We start from the raw sequence: 15345 nt of genomic DNA on the forward strand, positions 1-15345 counted from the left end.
GGACCGGCGACGGGTATGGCGTCGCACTCCTACCGTGCGCAGGTGCGCTGGGAGGGCTCGACAGGTGCGGGGTACCGCGAGTACCCGCGCGCCCACTCGGCATCCGTGCCCCCGGCGCCCGAGGGTTTCGACCTGTCCGCGGACCCGCAGTTCCGCGGCGACGCCGACCTGCCCAACCCCGAGCAGCTGCTCGTCCTCGCGGCGTCGTCGTGCCAGCTCCTGTCGTTCCTCGCGGTCGCCGCGCGGGCCGCGGTCGACGTCGTGGGCTACGCCGATGACGCCTCGGGCGAGATGCCGCCGGACGCCAAGCCGCTGCGCATCACGCGCATCGTCCTGCGGCCGGTGGTGACGGTGCGCGGTGAGGTCGAGGTGGCGGTCGTCGAGCGGCTGCTCCACCAGGCCCACGAGGAGTGCTATGTCGCCAGCTCGCTGCGCTCGGAGGTCGTGCTGGAGCCCGAGGTCCGCCGCGCCTGAGGTGCAGTCCAGGGCCCGCCGGGTAGCCAGGGCGTCGACCGTGGGGCGTTGTCGGTGGTCGCGGCTAGCGTGACCGGGATGAGGTTCGGGTTCGTGGTGCCGTTCGCCGACGCGCGGGAGTTCGCCGAGCTCGCCACCCTCGGTGAGCAGCACGGGTGGGACGGCGTGTTCACGTGGGAGTCGCTGTACGGCGAGCACGCGTGGGTGACGCTGGGCGCCGCCGCGATGACCACGTCACGGATCCGGTTCGGGACCCTCCTCACCCCGGTCTCCCGCCACCGCCCGTGGGACCTCGCCTCGATGGTGAGCACGGTCGACCGGCTCAGCGGCGGCCGCGTGGTCATGTGCGCCGGGCTCGGCGCGCTGCACCCGGGCTGGACGCGGTTCGAGCCCGACGAGGGCCGGCGGGTGCGCGCGGAGAAGCTCGACGAGGGGCTGGCGGTGCTCAGCGGCCTGCTCGGCGACGAGGAGTTCACCTTCGACGGGCGGCACTTCCCGGTGGGTCCGACCGGACCCGGTGGGCCGCCGGGCCCGCCGCCGCCGGTGCAGCGACCGCACCCTCCGGTCTGGGTCGTGGGCGCCTACCGTCGCGGCCGGGCGCGGCAGCCCTCGCTGGAGCGTGCCGCCCGCTGGGACGGGCTGCTCGTGTCGGTCGTCGGTGACGAGCCGCTGGAGCCCGGGACGGCAGTCGACCTCGAGACCTACGGCCGGGTCGTGCAGACCGTCCGCGGCATCCGCGAGGACACCGGCCTGTCCTGGGAGGGCTACGACGTCGTGGTGGAGGCAGACAGCTCAGGCGAGTTCGTGCAGCTCGAGGGCACGCCGGCCGACTGGCAGGAGGTCGGGGCGACGTGGTGGGTCGAGAGCTGGTGGAGCGTCCCGCCGGGTCCCGAGGGGCTGGCTGAGGTGCGCCGTCGCGTCGAGGCCGGCCCGCCGAGTGGGCCCGGCTGACCCGGGGGTCAGGCCGGGGTGCGGCCTACGGCTGCCACGAGCCGGTCCACCGTGAGGTAGGGCAGCGGCCGGACGACCTTGGCCACCTGAGGGGCGAAGGCGGGGGAGTCGAGCAGGACCGTGGTGCTCGGGCCGTCGGCCACCAGCTCGCCCTCGGCGAGGACCGCCACCCGGGTCGCCACCTCCGCGGCCAGCTCCACGTCGTGCGTGGCCAGAACCACGGCGACCCCGTCCTTCGCGGCACGCCGCAGGAGCACCGCCAGCCGGCCCTTCGCGCCGTAGTCGAGCCCCCGGGTCGGCTCGTCCAGCAGCACGACCTCGACCTCCCCGGCGAGCACAGGGCCCAGGACCGTCGCGAGGACGAGGCACATCTGCTGGCCCTGCGACAGCTCGCTCGGGCGCCGGGCGTGGTCGAGGTCCGGGGAGAGGTCGCGCAGCACGTCCGCAGTGGTGCCGTGCGTGAGGGCGTGCTCGAGGTCGGCAGCGTCCAATAGGTCGGAGACCGTGCGGTCTGGCGCCGCCTGGCGCAGGACCGCGCCGGGGTCCTGCGGCGACAGGGCCACCTGCACCGTGCGGCCGGTGCTGCTCGACGGGAGCGCGCGCACGCGACCCGTGGTGGGTCGCAGGCTGCCCGTCAGCGCGTGGAGCAGGGTCGACTTGCCGGCGCCGTTGCGCCCCATGAGCGCCACCACCTCACCGGGGGACACCGCGAGGTCGAGGCCCCGCAGCGCCACGGCACCGTCGCGCACGACCCCGAGGCCGCTGGCGGAGATGACCGGCGTCCCGGATGCCGGCGTGCGTGCGGAAGGGTCCGATGCCGATGCCGATGCCGATGCCGATGCGGGTGCGGATCCTGACGCCCATGCGGCCGCGGCGGCCTCCAGGGTGGCGGGCAGGTCGCGTGCGGCCCGGCGGGCGTCCCTGACCGAGAGGGGCAGCGGGTCCCAGCCCAGCGCCCGGCCGAGGGCCACCAGCGGGGGGTGGATGCTCGAGACCGCCATCGCCTGCGCCGGTGAGAGCAGCGCGCTCGTGCCGTCACCGCCGACGAGCAGGACCGAGTCGGCGTGGTGGACGACCCGCTCGAGGCGGTGCTCGGAGAGCAGCACGGTGACGCCGACGTCGTGCACCAGCCGGTGGAGCGCAGCCAGGACGTCCTCGGCGGCGACCGGGTCCAAGGCAGACGTGGGCTCGTCGAGCACCAGGACGCGAGGACCTGCGACGAGGGCCGCAGCGATGGCGACGCGCTGCTGCTCGCCGCCGGAGAGCCGGTCGAGCGGGCGGGCGCGCAGCGGCGTCAGGGCGAGCAGGTCGAGGGCCTCCTCGACCCGCCGCCGACCGCCGTGCGCGTCGTGCGCGCCGGGGCGGACGTGGCGCGCGACCTCGCCCTCAACCGTGTCGGCGGCGAACACCGAGGCCGGGTCCTGCGGCACCCAGCCCACCAGCGCGGCGAGGGCACCGGCGTCCAGGTCACGAGGGTCCACACCGTCCACGAGCACCCGGCCTGACGTCACGCAACGGCGGGCGTGCTCGCCGTCGCCCAAGCACCGCAGCAGCGAGGTCTTGCCAGAGCCGGTGGGCCCGACGACCAGCACGAGCTCGCCCTCGGGGACCTCGAGGGTCACGTCCCGCAGCGCCGGCCGCGCGCCGTACGCCACGCTCACCCGCTCGAGGACGATCACAACGTCGAACCGTCGCAGCCGGTCCCGCGGGTGTCAAAGCCGGCCGCGGGCCGAGGAGCGAGGCGACGGTCGGTGGCGCCGCCTACAGTGACGCCATGAGCGATGCGTGGACGTGGACCTATCTCGACGCCGACGGACGGGAGATGTCGGGGGAGCAGCTCGTGACGACGGCGTTCCCGTCGCAGTCCGACGCCGAGAACTGGTTCGGGGAGACCTGGCACGAGCTCGGCGAGGCGGGCGTCGACGCCGTCGTGCTGCACCACGAGGGAAGCGTCGTCTACGGCCCGATGAGCCTGCGCGCCGCCGAGTAGGTCAGGCGGGGAACTCGCCGCGCTTGACGAGCACGCGCGGCATCCGCGAGCGGCGGATCTGGAAGCCGCGCATCACGGCGTACATGGCCAGCCCGCGGCCCACCTTGTCGGCGCCGAACTTCGCGACGAGGCGCTGCTTGAGGCGGCGCCACATGAGCCACGAGTCGATCGCCGCGGCGAAGAGCAGGCCGTAAACGCCGATCGACACGGCGGCGAAGACCCACGGCAGCTTCAGGAACGACAGCGCCAGGACGACGATCATCACCGGGAGCATGATCTCGCCGAGGTTCCAGCGCGCGTCGACGTAGTCGCGGATGTAGCGGCGCACGGGGCCCTTGTCGCGGGCAGGCAGGTGCGCGTCGTCACCGGTCGCCATGGCCTGCCGCTGCAGCAGGGCCGCCTCCCGACGCTTGGCGCGGTCGAGGTTCTTGGCCTCCTTGCGGTCCGCGACGACGAGAGGACGCTTGCGAGCCGCCTCCTGGTCCCGGCGCTTGGGCGTGGGCCGGTTCTTGGCGCCCTCGCGGGGCGTGCGGTCGAGCGTGGAGGTCTGCTGCTCGTTGAGGGTCTTCTGGCGTCCGAACACGTGCCCACTGTATGCCGCGACGGCACCTTCCCCGGAATCGTCCGAGGAGGCACCCGTTAGGCTCCCCGCCGTGACCGACGACGTGCTCAGCCCCGACCAGGTTTCCGCCCTCAAGGCCACGGTGGCCGACCTCATGCCCGGCCTGCGCGCCGACCTCGAGGCGCTCACCCGGATCCCGAGCGTCAGCCTCGACGCCTTCGACCAGGCCCACGTGGAGGCCAGCGCGGAGGCGACCGCCGAGCTGCTGCGCGCCGAGGGCCTCCAGGTCGAGATCGTCCGCGAGGGTGGCCGACCCGCCGTCATCGGGCACATCGACGGGCCCGAGGGTGCCCCGACCGTGATGCTCTACGCCCACCACGACGTGCAGCCGCCCGGCGACGACAAGGACTGGGACAGCGCACCCTTCGAGCCGACCGAGCGCGACGGGCGGCTCTACGGCCGCGGTGCCGCCGACGACAAGGCCGGGATCATGGCCCACCTCGCCGCGCTGCGCGCCCACCGCGACCGGCTGCCCGTCGGCGTCACCGTCTTCGTCGAGGGCGAGGAGGAGATCGGCTCCGACTCCCTGCCGACGATCCTCGAGCGCCACGGCGAGAAGCTGCGCGCCGACGCCATCGTCCTGGCGGACTCGACCAACTGGGCCATCGGTGAGCCCGCCCTGACCACGACCCTGCGGGGCCTCATCCGCGTCGTCGTCACCGTCACGACCCTCGACCACGGCATCCACTCCGGCATGTTCGGCGGTGCCGTCCCCGACGCGGTCACGGCGCTGGTGCGCCTGCTCGCGACCCTGCACGACGACGCCGGCGACGTCGCCATCGCGGGCCTGCGCTCCGGTACGGCGAGCCAGCTCGACTTCGACGAGGCCCGCCTGCGCGAGGAGTCGGGGCTGCTCGACGGCGTCGAGGTCATCGGCACCGGCTCGCTGCTCGACCGCATCTGGGCGAAGCCGACCGCCACCGTCATCGGCATCGACGCACCGTCGGTCGCGAAGTCGTCCAACACCCTGGTGCCGACCGCGAGCGCGAAGGTCTCGATCCGGCTCGCCCCCGACGAGGACCCGATGGACGCCTATGCGGCGGTGCAGCGGCACGTCGAGGCCAACATCCCGTGGGGTGCCAAGGTCGAGGTGCACCTCGACGACCAGGGCTCGGGCTTCGCCGCGGACGCCGACGGACCGGTCTACGACCAGGCCCGCGCGGCGTTCACCGACGCCTGGGGCGTCGAGCCGGTCGACATCGGCGTGGGCGGCTCGATCCCGTTCGTCGCGGCGTTCGCCGAGAAGTTCCCGCAGGCCGCCATCCTCGTCACCGGCGTCGAGGACCCTGACACCCGCGCCCACGGTGCCAACGAGTCGCTCCACCTCGGCGAGTTCGAGAAGGTGTGCGCCGCCGAGGCGCTGCTCCTCGCCCGCCTGGGGGCCATGCCCCGCTGAGCCTGCCGCGCTGCGACCCGGGCACGGTCCGGTTAGGTTCGTGGCCATGGTGACCACCACGGCCAAGGGCTATGTCGAACCCTCGTACGAGCGCGACACCCGCTACATCGACGACCGCATCACCGTCTCCGGCGACGGCGAGCGCGAGTGGCCCGTGGAGGCCGGTCGCTACCGCCTCGTCGCGGCCCGGGCCTGTCCCTGGGCCAACCGCACCATCATCGTGCGGCGTCTGCTCGGGCTCGAGGACGCGATCTCCCTGGGGTTGTGCGGACCGACGCACGACGAGGACAGCTGGACGTTCGACCTCGACCCCGGCGGGGTGGACCCGGTGCTCGGGATCCCGCGGCTCAAGGACGCCTACGAGGCGCGTCAGCCGGGCTATCCCCGTGGCATCACCGTCCCCGCCCTCGTGGAGGTGGACAGCGGCGAGGTCGTCACCAACGACTTCGCCCAGATGACGCTGGACTTCTCCACGCAGTGGGGCGCCCACCACCGCGAGGGTGCGCCCGACCTCTACCCCGAGGACCTGCGCGAGGAGATGGACGAGGTGATGCAGCGCGTCTACACCGAGGTCAACAACGGGGTCTACCGCTGTGGCTTCGCGGGCACGCAGGAGGCCTACGACCAGGCGTACGACCGCCTCTTCACCGCGCTCGACTGGCTCGAGGACCGCCTCACCGACCGGCGCTACCTGATGGGTGGCTCCATCACCGAGGCCGATGTGCGGCTGTTCACGACCCTGGCGCGGTTCGACCCGGTCTACCACGGCCACTTCAAGTCCAACCGGTCCAAGCTCAGCGAGATGCCGGTGCTGTGGGCCTACGCCCGGGACCTGTTCCAGACGCCCGGGTTCGGCGACACCACCGACTTCGCGCAGATCAAGCGGCACTACTACGTGGGCCACCACGACATCAACCCGACCGGCATCGTCCCGGCCGGCCCCGACCTGTCCGGCTGGCTGACCGAGCACGGGCGCGAGGCCCTGGGCGGTCGACCGTTCGGTGGCGGCACCCCGCCGGGGCCGGTGCGCGAGGGGGAGGCCGTCGCTTCCGAGGGCCGGCCGTGAGCGGCCGCGCCCATGACGTCGTGGTCTACGGCGCCACGGGTTTCGTCGGACGCCTGCTGGCCGAGTACCTCGCCGAGCACGCTCCCTCCGGCACCCGCATCGCCCTGGCCGGTCGTTCCCGCACCCGGCTCGAGGAGGCCAGGCGCGGGCTCCCCGCGGCCGCCCGTGACTGGCCCGTCCTGGTGGCCGACGCCACGGACGAGGCGGCACTGGAGGAGCTGGCCGCCTCGACCACCGTCGTCGCGACGACCGTCGGCCCCTACCTCCGGTACGGCCTCCCGCTGGCCCTGGCGTGTGCCCGGACGGGCACCCACTACGCCGACCTCACGGGCGAGGTGCTGTTCGTGCGCAGGGTCATCGACGCCTGCGACGACCTCGCCCGCAGCACGGGTGCGCGCATCGTCACGGCCTGCGGCTACGACTCGGTCCCGTCGGACCTGGGAGTCCACCTGCTGCACCAGCGGGCCCGCCACGACGCCGCCGGGGCCCTGCTCGACACCACCCTGCACGCGAGGGCCAGGGGAGGGCTGAGCGGTGGCACCATCGACTCCTCCAGGGCCCAGGTCGAGGCCGTCGAGGCCGACCGTCGCGCACTGAAGGTGCTGTTCGACCCGTACGCCCTGAGCCCCGAACGCGCTGCCGAGCCCGACCTGGGCAAGGAGCGTGACGTCACGACCGTCTTCGAGGACGCGCAGACCGGTGACTGGGTCGGGCCGTTCGTCATGGCGGCGTTCAACTCGCGAATCGTCAGGCGCAGCAACGCCCTTCGCGGCCACGCGTACGGGCGCCGCTTCCGCTACCGGGAGGTGAACGCCTTCGGTCGGGGTGCCCGTGGCCACCGCCGCGCCCTCGTGCAGAGCGCCGCACTGGGTCTGGCGATGAAGGCCATGGCCGACCCGCGCACGCGTCCCCTCGTCGACCGCCTAGCCCCGTCGCCCGGCCAGGGGCCGAGCGAGCAGACCCGGCGCACCGGGTGGTTCTCGATGACCCTGCGCACCACCACCGAGACCGGGCGCCGCTACGTCGCCACCGTGCGCGCCCAGGGCGACCCCGGGTATGCCGCGACGGCGGTCATGCTGGGGGAGTCGGCGCTCGCGTTGGCGCTCGACGGCGACCGGCTGCCGGCCGCCGCAGGGGTCCTCACCCCGGCGACCGCCATCGGCGACGTGCTGGTCGAACGTCTGCGCGCACGTGACTTCGCCCTCACCGTGGAGGAGCTGCCCACCGCCTGACCTGCTCAGACGCGGCCACGCCGCCGCACCGCCGCGCGGTGCGTGTCAGGGCGCCGGCTGCCGGACCGATAGGGTGGGAGCACCGGCCCGCACAGTTCTGCCTCGGGCCGTGGCTTGTGATCATGCTCTTGCGCTGCGAACCCAGTGTCGGGTCGCGCCGGGCGGAACACCCCTTTGACTGTTCTGGAGTACCCACCTGTGTCTGTCGACACCACCTTCCCGAGCCTCGGCGTCCCCGACGCCCTGGCCACCGTCCTCGCCGCCCGCGGCATCACGGTTCCCACCCCCATCCAGGCCGCGACGCTGCCCGACTCCCTCGCGGGCCGGGACGTCCTCGGCCGCGGCCGGACCGGTTCCGGCAAGACCTACGCCTTCGTGCTGCCCCTGCTGGCGCGCCTCGCCGCAGGCCGGACGGCCCGGCAGCCGAGGCGCCCCCGTGCGCTCGTGCTGGCGCCGACCCGTGAGCTCGTCACCCAGATCCAGGCCGCCATGGCGCCGCTGGCCGAGCCCCTCGGCATCACCTCGCTGACGATCTTCGGTGGTGTCGGCCAGAACCCCCAGGTCGCTGCGCTGCGCAAGGGTGTCGACGTCGTGCTCGCCTGCCCGGGACGCCTCGAGGACCTGCTCCAGCAGGGCGCGCTCACCCTCGACGGGGTCGAGGTGACGGTCCTCGACGAGGCCGACCACATGGCCGACCTGGGCTTCCTGCCCGGCGTCAAGCGGATCATGGACAAGACGCCCAAGCAGGGGCAGCGGCTGCTGTTCTCGGCCACCCTCGACGCCGGCATCGACGTCATCGTCAAGCGTTACCTGTCCAATCCCGTGACGCACCAAGCTGATTCGGCCCAGTCGCCGGTCGCGACCATGGCGCACCACATCTTCCACGTGCACCGCGACGCGCGGCTCGACGTGCTGCTCGACCTCACCTCCGCCCCGGGGCGCAAGGTCGTGTTCACCCGCACCAAGCACGGTGCCAAGAAGCTGGCCAAGCAGCTCAACGCCTCCGGTGTGCCGGCCGTGGAGCTGCACGGCAACCTCGGCCAGGGCGCCCGCGACCGCAACATGGCGGCGTTCCACGAGGGCAAGGCGTCCACGCTGGTCGCCACCGACATCGCCGCGCGGGGAATCCACGTGGACGACGTCTCCCTGGTCATCCACGCCGACCCGCCGGTCGAGCACAAGGCCTATCTGCACCGCTCCGGTCGCACCGCCCGCGCCGGCAACGACGGCACCGTCATCACGCTGATGACCGACGACCAGGTCGCCGACGTGCGCATGCTGACCAGCAAGGCCGGCATCAAGGCCAGGACCACGCGCCTCGGCGTCGGCCACCCCATGCTCCTCGAGGTCGCCCCGGGCGAGCGGGTCGCCACCGGCGGCCTGACCCTGGTCGCGCCGGCCCAGCCGTCCGGCTCGGGTCGCTCCGGCGGCGGGCAGTCACGACGCGGCGGTTCCGGGCGCTCGGGTGGTCAGGGCGGCGGCGGACGGCGCTCTGGAGCCCAGGGCTCCGGCGGGCAGGGCCCGGGCCGGACCTCCGGGTCCAAGGCAGCAGGCGCCGGTCGGTCCGGCTCCGCGACGTCGGGAGCCAAGACCCCGGGAGCCAAGTCCTCGGGTGGGCAGCGTTCCGGCGGTCGCGCTCTGGGCGGCTCCACCACCGCGTACTCCACGTCCACGGGCTCCGGCTCGTCCGGCGGCGCCGCCGCGTTCTCCGCGGGCAGCCGCGCCGGCACCCGCCGAGGACGCTGAACCACGCCGTACGGGGGCGCTGAACCGCGGCGTACGAGGACGCGGTCCCCGACACCGCACCGTCCTGGACGCGGCGGTCCCCGTCACCGCACCGCCCCCACGGGCGGTGACGGGGACAGCCCCCCGTGGCAGGTGCCGCGGCCGGGATGAGTCGGCCGGACCCGCCCCCCGAACGTGACGCCTCCTCGGACAGCTCGAGACCGGTGTGCACGGGTGGCGGGGAGCCTCGTGCCGCCCGTACAGGTCACCAAGTCTGGGCCTGCTGCACGGCGGCTGCCTCCCGCATCCGGACTAGTCCGCCGCGGCGCGGCTCGACGGCTCAGCAGCCCTCCGGGGCTCAGCAGGCCACCGGCGGCTCAGTCCTTCGAGGTCTCCCCGGGCAGGGCGAGCATCTGGTCCAGCGCCACGCGGGCGTGGTGCGCGACCTCGGGGTCGACCCGGATCGGGTTGACCACCCGACCCTCGACGAGGGACTCCAGGGTCCACACCAGGTGCGGCAGGTCGATGCGGTTCATCGTCGAGCAGTAGCAGACGTTCTTCTCGAGGAAGGCGATCCTCTGCTTCGGGAACATCGCGCCGAGGCGCCGCACGAGGTTGAGCTCGGTACCGACGACCCAGGACGTGCCGTCTGGGGCGGCCGCGATGGTCTTGATGATCTTCTCCGTGGAGCCGACCTCGTCGGCCGCCTCGACGACCTCGTGGCGGCACTCGGGGTGCACGATGACCTTGACGTCCGGGATCTCCCGCCGTGCCTGCTCGACGGCCTCGAGCGAGAACCGCCCGTGCACCGAGCAGTGCCCGCGCCACAGGATCATCGTCGCGGCCTCGAGCTCTGCCCGGGTCAGCCCGCCCATCGGGCGGTGCGGGTCGAACACCACGCAGCCGTCGAGCGATCCGCCGAGGTCGCGCACGAACGTGTTGCGCCCGAGGTGCTGGTCGGGCAGGAACAGCACCTTGCCGCCCTCGCCGGCCTGCTCCAGGGCCCAGGTCAGGGCCGTCCTGGCGTTGGATGACGTGCAGATGGTGCCGCCGTGGCGCCCGGTGAACGCCTTGATCGCGGCGGAGGAGTTCATGTAGGTCACCGGCACGGTCCGGTCGGCGACGCCCGCCTCGACGAGGTCGTCCCACGCGTCCTCGACCTGCCGGATCGCTGCCATGTCGGCCATGGAGCACCCTGCGGCGAGGTCGGGGAGGATGACCGTCTGGTCGTCGCCGGTGAGGATGTCGGCCGACTCGGCCATGAAGTGCACGCCGCAGAACACGATGTACGGCGCGGTCGGCCGGGCCGCAGCGTCCTTGGCCAGCTTGAAGGAGTCGCCGGTGACGTCGGCGAACTCGATGACCTCGTCGCGCTGGTAGTGGTGCCCGAGGACGAACACGCGGTCGCCGAGGGCCGTCTTCGCCGCGCGGGCGCGGGCGACCAGGTCCGGGTCGGACGCGGCGGGGAGCTCGCCGGGGCACTCGACCCCGCGCTCGGTGTGCAGCTCACGCCCCCGGCCCAGCACGAGCAGGGGCAGCGGCGTGGCGGGGGAGGCGTCCGTGGTGGTGCTCACGCGGGCATCGTATGCCGTGCCGGCAGTGGTCCCGTCCCGCCGTCTCCGGGGATGGTCACAGCCGGCGTCCAGCACGCTCCCAGCCACCTGTCGCACCGTGGGGGACCGGGGCACCGGAGAGCCTCCCGGCACGTGCCGGGGCCGGGGCCGGGGCCCCGATCGGAGGTCGTCGGTGGCACTCACGTCCACAGGGCTGCTGGTGGTGCTCGGCCTGCTGGCGCTCGCGGTGTTCGCGGCGCTGGTGCTCGGGCGCCCACGGCTGCGCCGCCGGGGTGCGCAGATGGCGACGCGCGCCGTCTCCGTGCTCGTCCTCAACGTCCTCGTCCTCTCGCTCGCCGGAGCCGCCCTCAACGACCAGTTCGGCTTCTACGTGAGCTGGTCGGACCTGGCCGGCGCGCGCTCGCCGGTCACGGTCACCCACCACGGCGCCTCGGCCAGGAAGGCCGCCACCGCCGCGCTGGGGCACGGGGTGGACGTGGGCGGTGCGTTCTCCGCGGCCACCCTCGCCGCGGGCCGCATCCAGCACCTCGACGTCGTGGGGACCCACAGCGGGGTGCACGCCCCGGTCAGCGTGCTCCTCCCCGCCGGCTACTCCGCGTCGTCCAGCACGCGGTACCCCGTGATCGAGGCACTGCACGGGTTCCCCGGCAGCAGCACCTCCTGGCTCACCGGGATGCGGGTCCAGCAGGCCCTCGACGGGCTCGTCGCGTCGCGCACCATCCGGCCGTCGATCGTCGTGATGCCGCAGATCAACATCCCGGGCAACATCGACGGCGAGTGCGTCAACGGCCCGCGCGGGACGCCGCAGGTGGAGACGTGGCTCGCCAAGGACGTCCCGGAGTACGTCGCCGGCCACTTCCGCGTCGACACCCGACGGTCGTCCTGGGCCGTCGCGGGCTACTCCGAGGGCGGGTGGTGCGCCGCCATGGTGGGGCTGCGGCACCCCGACGTCTTCGGCGGCGACATCGTGTTCAGCGGGTCGTTCCAGCCCGAGTTCACCCGGGCGTACCGGCCGTTCGGAACCACCACGCCGGCCCGGTACGACCTCATCCGGCTGGCGCGGACCGCGCCGCCGCCGTTGGCCATGTGGGTCCAGTCCGCGAAGCCGGACGGCTACTCCTACCCGCAGACGGCGCGGTTCCTCAAGGCGGTGCGGGCGCCGCTGTCGGTGACGACCGACCTGCTCAAGACCGGGGGACACCGCGAACCCCTGTGGGCGGCCGAGCTGCCGACCGCGCTCACCTGGCTGGCGCACAACGTCCCGGGGTTCGCGGCGTGACCCCGGGCGGCGGTGGCCGGGTACACCTAGAGGGGGTGGATCTTGCTGCTGTTGAGCGCCACGCTGACGGTGCTCTGCCCGAACCGGACCTCCATGCGGTCACCGGTGATCCGGAGCACGGAACCCAGTCCGTGACGGTCGTGGGTGACCCTGTCGTTGACCGCGAAGTCGTGCAGCTCGGGGGTCGGCTGGGCCTGGAACGGGCTGTTCTTCAGGACGGGTTTCTTGGCGGGCTGACGGGGGCGCATTGGTCCAGTCTCCTCCACTTCGGCCGGGTCTGGTGACGCGAGGGGTGCCTGATTCGTCTTGCTCGAACCTGCCGGCACCCCTGGCCCGGCAGGCGCCAGGGAGTGGAGAGGCGCCGTACGCGCCGCTGACCTGCGCAAACGTCCGAAAAGCAGCCCTTGCCGGGCGTCCGCGGCCCTCGCGGCACCCGGCTCCCACCGGCCGGTGGAAGGATGGGCGCGTGCACGTCGTCATCGCCCCGGACTGCTTCACCGGCACCCTCACCGCCCAGCAGGCCGCGCAGGCCATGGCCGACGGCTGGGCCCAGACCGCACCGCAGGACCTGCTGACCCTGCTGCCCCTGTCGGACGGCGGCCCGGGCTTCCTCGACGTGCTGGGCTCGGCGCTCCCGGAGGCGCAGACCCTGGCCGTCACCGTCGCCGACCCCCTGGGTCGGGAGGTGCCCGCCGCCGTGCTCGTGGTCGAGGACGGCGCGCGACGCACCGCGTACGTCGAGTCCGCCCAGTCCGCCGGGCTCCACCTGCTCGACGCGGGCGAGCGCAACCCCGCCCTGACCAGCACGTGGGGAGTGGGCCAGCTGCTCGAGGCGGCGCTGTCCATGGGGGCCACGCGCATCGTCGTGGGGCTGGGCGGCAGCGCCACCAACGACGGGGGAGCAGGGCTGCTCGCGGCGCTCGGCGTCGGCCGCCCCGAGGACCTGGCCCGGGGCGGACTCCAGCTCGGCGACCTGCGCGACGACGCACTGTCCGGTCTGGACTCGGTGCGGGAGCGGTTCGCCGGCGTGGAGCTGGTGCTGGCCAGCGACGTCGAGTCGCCGCTGCTCGGCCTGCAGGGCGCCTCGGCGGTGTTCGCGCCGCAGAAGGGGGCCTCGCCCGAGCTCGCGCAGGCCCTCGAGGGCGCGCTGGGCAGGTACGTCGAGGTGGTGCGCCGCAGCCTTCCCGAGACGACCGACCTGCTCACGGGCAAGCCGGTGCGCCTGGACAAGCAGCCGGGCGCCGGCGCGGCGGGCGGGCTCGGCTACGCGCTCTACCTGCTGGGCGGCCGTCGCGTGAGCGGGGTGGGGGAGGTGCTGTCCGCGGTCGGGTTCCGCGACCTGCTGGCGGCCGCCGACCTGGTCGTCACCGGCGAGGGCAGCTTCGACTGGCAGAGCCTGCAGGGCAAGGTCGTGGCGGGCGTCGCCGCGGTGGCCCTCGAGACCGCGACGCCGAGCATCGTCATCGCCGGCCAGACCCTCGTGGGCCGCCGTGAGGCGATGACCCTGGGGCTGTCGGGCACCTATGCCGTGGCCACGTCACGCGAGCAGGTCGAGGCGGCCATGGCCGACCCGGTCGGCACGCTGGCGGCGCGCACCGCCCGCGTCGCGGCCACCTGGTCCCCCCAGCGGTAGGCACGACGTACAGTGGTGTGCGCGGGGGAACATTCCCCGCACCCCGTGGGTTGGCACCGATGGTCAGCCGACCCCCGACCACCGACATGAAGGACGCATCACGATGAGTGTTCAGGACCAGACCGCTCCGGCCAGCACCACGGCTCCGGCCGAGGCCGCCGAGACGACCCACGGCGTCCTCCTCTCCGACGTCGCCGCCGCCAAGGTCAAGTCCCTGCTCGAGCAGGAGGGTCGCGACGACCTCCGGCTGCGTGTGGGTGTGCAGCCCGGTGGCTGCTCCGGCTTGATCTACCAGCTCTACTTCGACGAGCGCACCCTCGACGGTGACCTCGTCCGTGACTTCGACGGTGTCGAGGTCGTCGTCGACCGCATGAGCGCCCCCTACCTCGAGGGCGCCAGCATCGACTTCGCCGACACCATCGAGAAGCAGGGCTTCACGATCGACAACCCCAACGCCGGCAGCTCCTGCGCCTGCGGCGACTCGTTCAGCTGAGCCACCGCGGCGCCTGCCGCACCTCGAAGGGCCCCACTGCGCGGTGGGGCCCTTCGTCGTGTCCGCCGTACGGCGCGCGCCCAGCCGGCCTCGCCGGGGCGGCCACGCCCGGTCAGCGGTACTCGGGGTTGGGGTGCTCGGGGTTGGGGTGCTCGGGGAAGTCGAAGCGCGCCCCGGCGTCCCACTCGGTGCGCTGGTTGCCGCCGACGGGGAACCCGCCCGCCGCCTTGAACATGGCGGCGAGGTGCATGAGGTTCCACGTCATGAAGGTGGTGTTGCGCTGGGTGAACTCGTTCTCCGGGCCTCCGCTGCCGGGGTCGAGGTACGAAGGCCCGGGACCCGCCTCGCCGATCCACCCCGCGTCGGCGCCCGGCGGGATGCTGAACCCGATGTGCTGCAGGCTGTAGAGGATGTTGGACGCACAGTGCTTGATGCCGTCCTCGTTGCCGGTGATGACCGCGCCACCGACCTTGCCGTAGTAGACGTACTGCCCCGCGGCGTTGGTCATCGAGGAGCCGGCGTACAACCGCTCGATCACCTTCTTGGTCACCGAGGAGTTGTCGCCGAGCCAGATGGGGCCGGCGAGGACGAGGATGTCGGCGTCGAGGATCCGGGCGAACAGCAGGGGCCACTCGTCGCGGTCCCACCCGTGCTCGGTCATGTCGAGGTAGACGCCGGTGGCGATGTCGTGGTCGATCGCCCGGACGACCTCCACCTCGACACCGTGGCTGGTCATGATCGCCGCACTGTTGTCGATGATGCCCTGGGTGTTGCTCTGCTCGGGAGAGCGCTTGAGCGTGCAGTTGACGAACATGGCGCGCAGTCCGGAGAAGTCGTGCTCGAGGTCGGTCATGGCCAAATGTTCCTCCCGCCGCCGCACCTCGGCAACGCCCACCGCGCCGACCGGGTA

Annotated in this window: 15 protein-coding genes; 10 read left to right on the top strand and 5 right to left on the bottom strand. The window is 73.3% G+C overall.

Annotated elements, in window-relative coordinates; translation table 11 throughout:
• Positions 1-15: 15 nt before the first annotated feature.
• Together ASG70_RS11590 and ASG70_RS11595 are read left to right on the top strand one after the other, a co-directional pair.
• Complete coding sequence (locus ASG70_RS11590) at positions 16-474, top strand: OsmC family protein (RefSeq protein ID WP_056883918.1); 459 nt, start codon at positions 16-18, stop codon at positions 472-474.
• A gap of 78 nt (positions 475-552) precedes the next feature.
• Positions 553-1425: an LLM class flavin-dependent oxidoreductase gene (locus ASG70_RS11595; RefSeq protein ID WP_056883919.1), complete on the top strand. Its 873-nt coding sequence runs from the start codon at positions 553-555 to the stop codon at positions 1423-1425.
• A gap of 8 nt (positions 1426-1433) precedes the next feature.
• Here ASG70_RS11595 and ASG70_RS11600 read toward each other — a convergent pair whose 3' ends face one another.
• Entirely contained in the window at positions 1434-3104 is a 1671-nt protein-coding gene (locus ASG70_RS11600; protein WP_056883920.1) for an ABC transporter ATP-binding protein, read from the bottom strand.
• A gap of 95 nt (positions 3105-3199) precedes the next feature.
• On the opposite strand from ASG70_RS11600, the gene ASG70_RS11605 reads away from it, so the two are divergent.
• Positions 3200-3415, top strand: a complete 216-nt coding sequence (locus ASG70_RS11605) for a hypothetical protein (RefSeq protein WP_056883921.1) — start codon at positions 3200-3202, stop codon at positions 3413-3415.
• A gap of 1 nt (position 3416) precedes the next feature.
• Here the strand turns inward: ASG70_RS11605 and ASG70_RS11610 are convergent, their stop codons facing one another.
• A complete protein-coding gene (locus tag ASG70_RS11610) occupies positions 3417-3998 on the bottom strand; it encodes a DUF3043 domain-containing protein (protein WP_056883922.1) in 582 nt (193 codons plus the stop codon).
• Between the two features lie 70 nt (positions 3999-4068).
• Here ASG70_RS11610 and ASG70_RS11615 point away from each other — a divergent pair, with 70 nt between their 5' ends.
• The 4 genes from ASG70_RS11615 to ASG70_RS11630 all read left to right on the top strand — a co-directional run bounded on the left by ASG70_RS11615 (position 4069) and on the right by ASG70_RS11630 (position 9477).
• Complete coding sequence (locus ASG70_RS11615; RefSeq protein WP_056883923.1) at positions 4069-5433, top strand: dipeptidase; 1365 nt, start codon at positions 4069-4071, stop codon at positions 5431-5433.
• Between the two features lie 46 nt (positions 5434-5479).
• On the top strand, positions 5480-6499 hold the full coding sequence (locus ASG70_RS11620; RefSeq protein ID WP_056883924.1) for a glutathione S-transferase family protein: 1020 nt from the start codon (positions 5480-5482) through the stop codon (positions 6497-6499).
• The gene (locus ASG70_RS11625; RefSeq protein WP_056883925.1) at positions 6496-7731 is read left to right on the top strand and encodes a trans-acting enoyl reductase family protein; all 1236 of its coding nucleotides are present in this window, start codon (positions 6496-6498) and stop codon (positions 7729-7731) included. The genes ASG70_RS11620 and ASG70_RS11625 overlap by 4 nt, the downstream gene beginning before the upstream one ends.
• A 198-nt stretch (positions 7732-7929) precedes the next feature.
• Positions 7930-9477: a DEAD/DEAH box helicase gene (locus ASG70_RS11630; protein ID WP_056883926.1), complete on the top strand. Its 1548-nt coding sequence runs from the start codon at positions 7930-7932 to the stop codon at positions 9475-9477.
• 356 nt (positions 9478-9833) lie between these two features.
• Here the strand turns inward: ASG70_RS11630 and nadA are convergent, their stop codons facing one another.
• A complete protein-coding gene (nadA, locus tag ASG70_RS11635) occupies positions 9834-11030 on the bottom strand; it encodes a quinolinate synthase NadA (protein WP_056883927.1) in 1197 nt (398 codons plus the stop codon).
• Positions 11031-11202: 172 nt separating this feature from the next.
• Here nadA and ASG70_RS11640 point away from each other — a divergent pair, with 172 nt between their 5' ends.
• A complete protein-coding gene (locus ASG70_RS11640) occupies positions 11203-12309 on the top strand; it encodes an esterase family protein (protein WP_056883928.1) in 1107 nt (368 codons plus the stop codon).
• A 26-nt stretch (positions 12310-12335) separates the two neighbouring features.
• Here the strand turns inward: ASG70_RS11640 and ASG70_RS11645 are convergent, their stop codons facing one another.
• The gene (locus ASG70_RS11645) at positions 12336-12557 is read right to left on the bottom strand and encodes a hypothetical protein (protein WP_056883929.1); all 222 of its coding nucleotides are present in this window, start codon (positions 12555-12557) and stop codon (positions 12336-12338) included.
• 218 nt (positions 12558-12775) lie between these two features.
• On the opposite strand from ASG70_RS11645, the gene ASG70_RS11650 reads away from it, so the two are divergent.
• Positions 12776-13942, top strand: a complete 1167-nt coding sequence (locus tag ASG70_RS11650) for a glycerate kinase (RefSeq protein ID WP_056883930.1) — start codon at positions 12776-12778, stop codon at positions 13940-13942.
• Between the two features lie 103 nt (positions 13943-14045).
• Positions 14046-14435: an iron-sulfur cluster assembly accessory protein gene (locus ASG70_RS11655; RefSeq protein WP_056883931.1), complete on the top strand. Its 390-nt coding sequence runs from the start codon at positions 14046-14048 to the stop codon at positions 14433-14435.
• A 112-nt stretch (positions 14436-14547) separates the two neighbouring features.
• Here the strand turns inward: ASG70_RS11655 and ASG70_RS11660 are convergent, their stop codons facing one another.
• A complete protein-coding gene (locus ASG70_RS11660) occupies positions 14548-15288 on the bottom strand; it encodes a flavodoxin family protein (RefSeq protein ID WP_056883932.1) in 741 nt (246 codons plus the stop codon).
• Between the last annotated feature and the right edge of the window lie 57 nt (positions 15289-15345).

It is taken from the genome of Phycicoccus sp. Soil748, from assembly GCF_001428025.1.
Classification (GTDB): Bacteria; Actinomycetota; Actinomycetes; order Actinomycetales; family Dermatophilaceae; genus Pedococcus.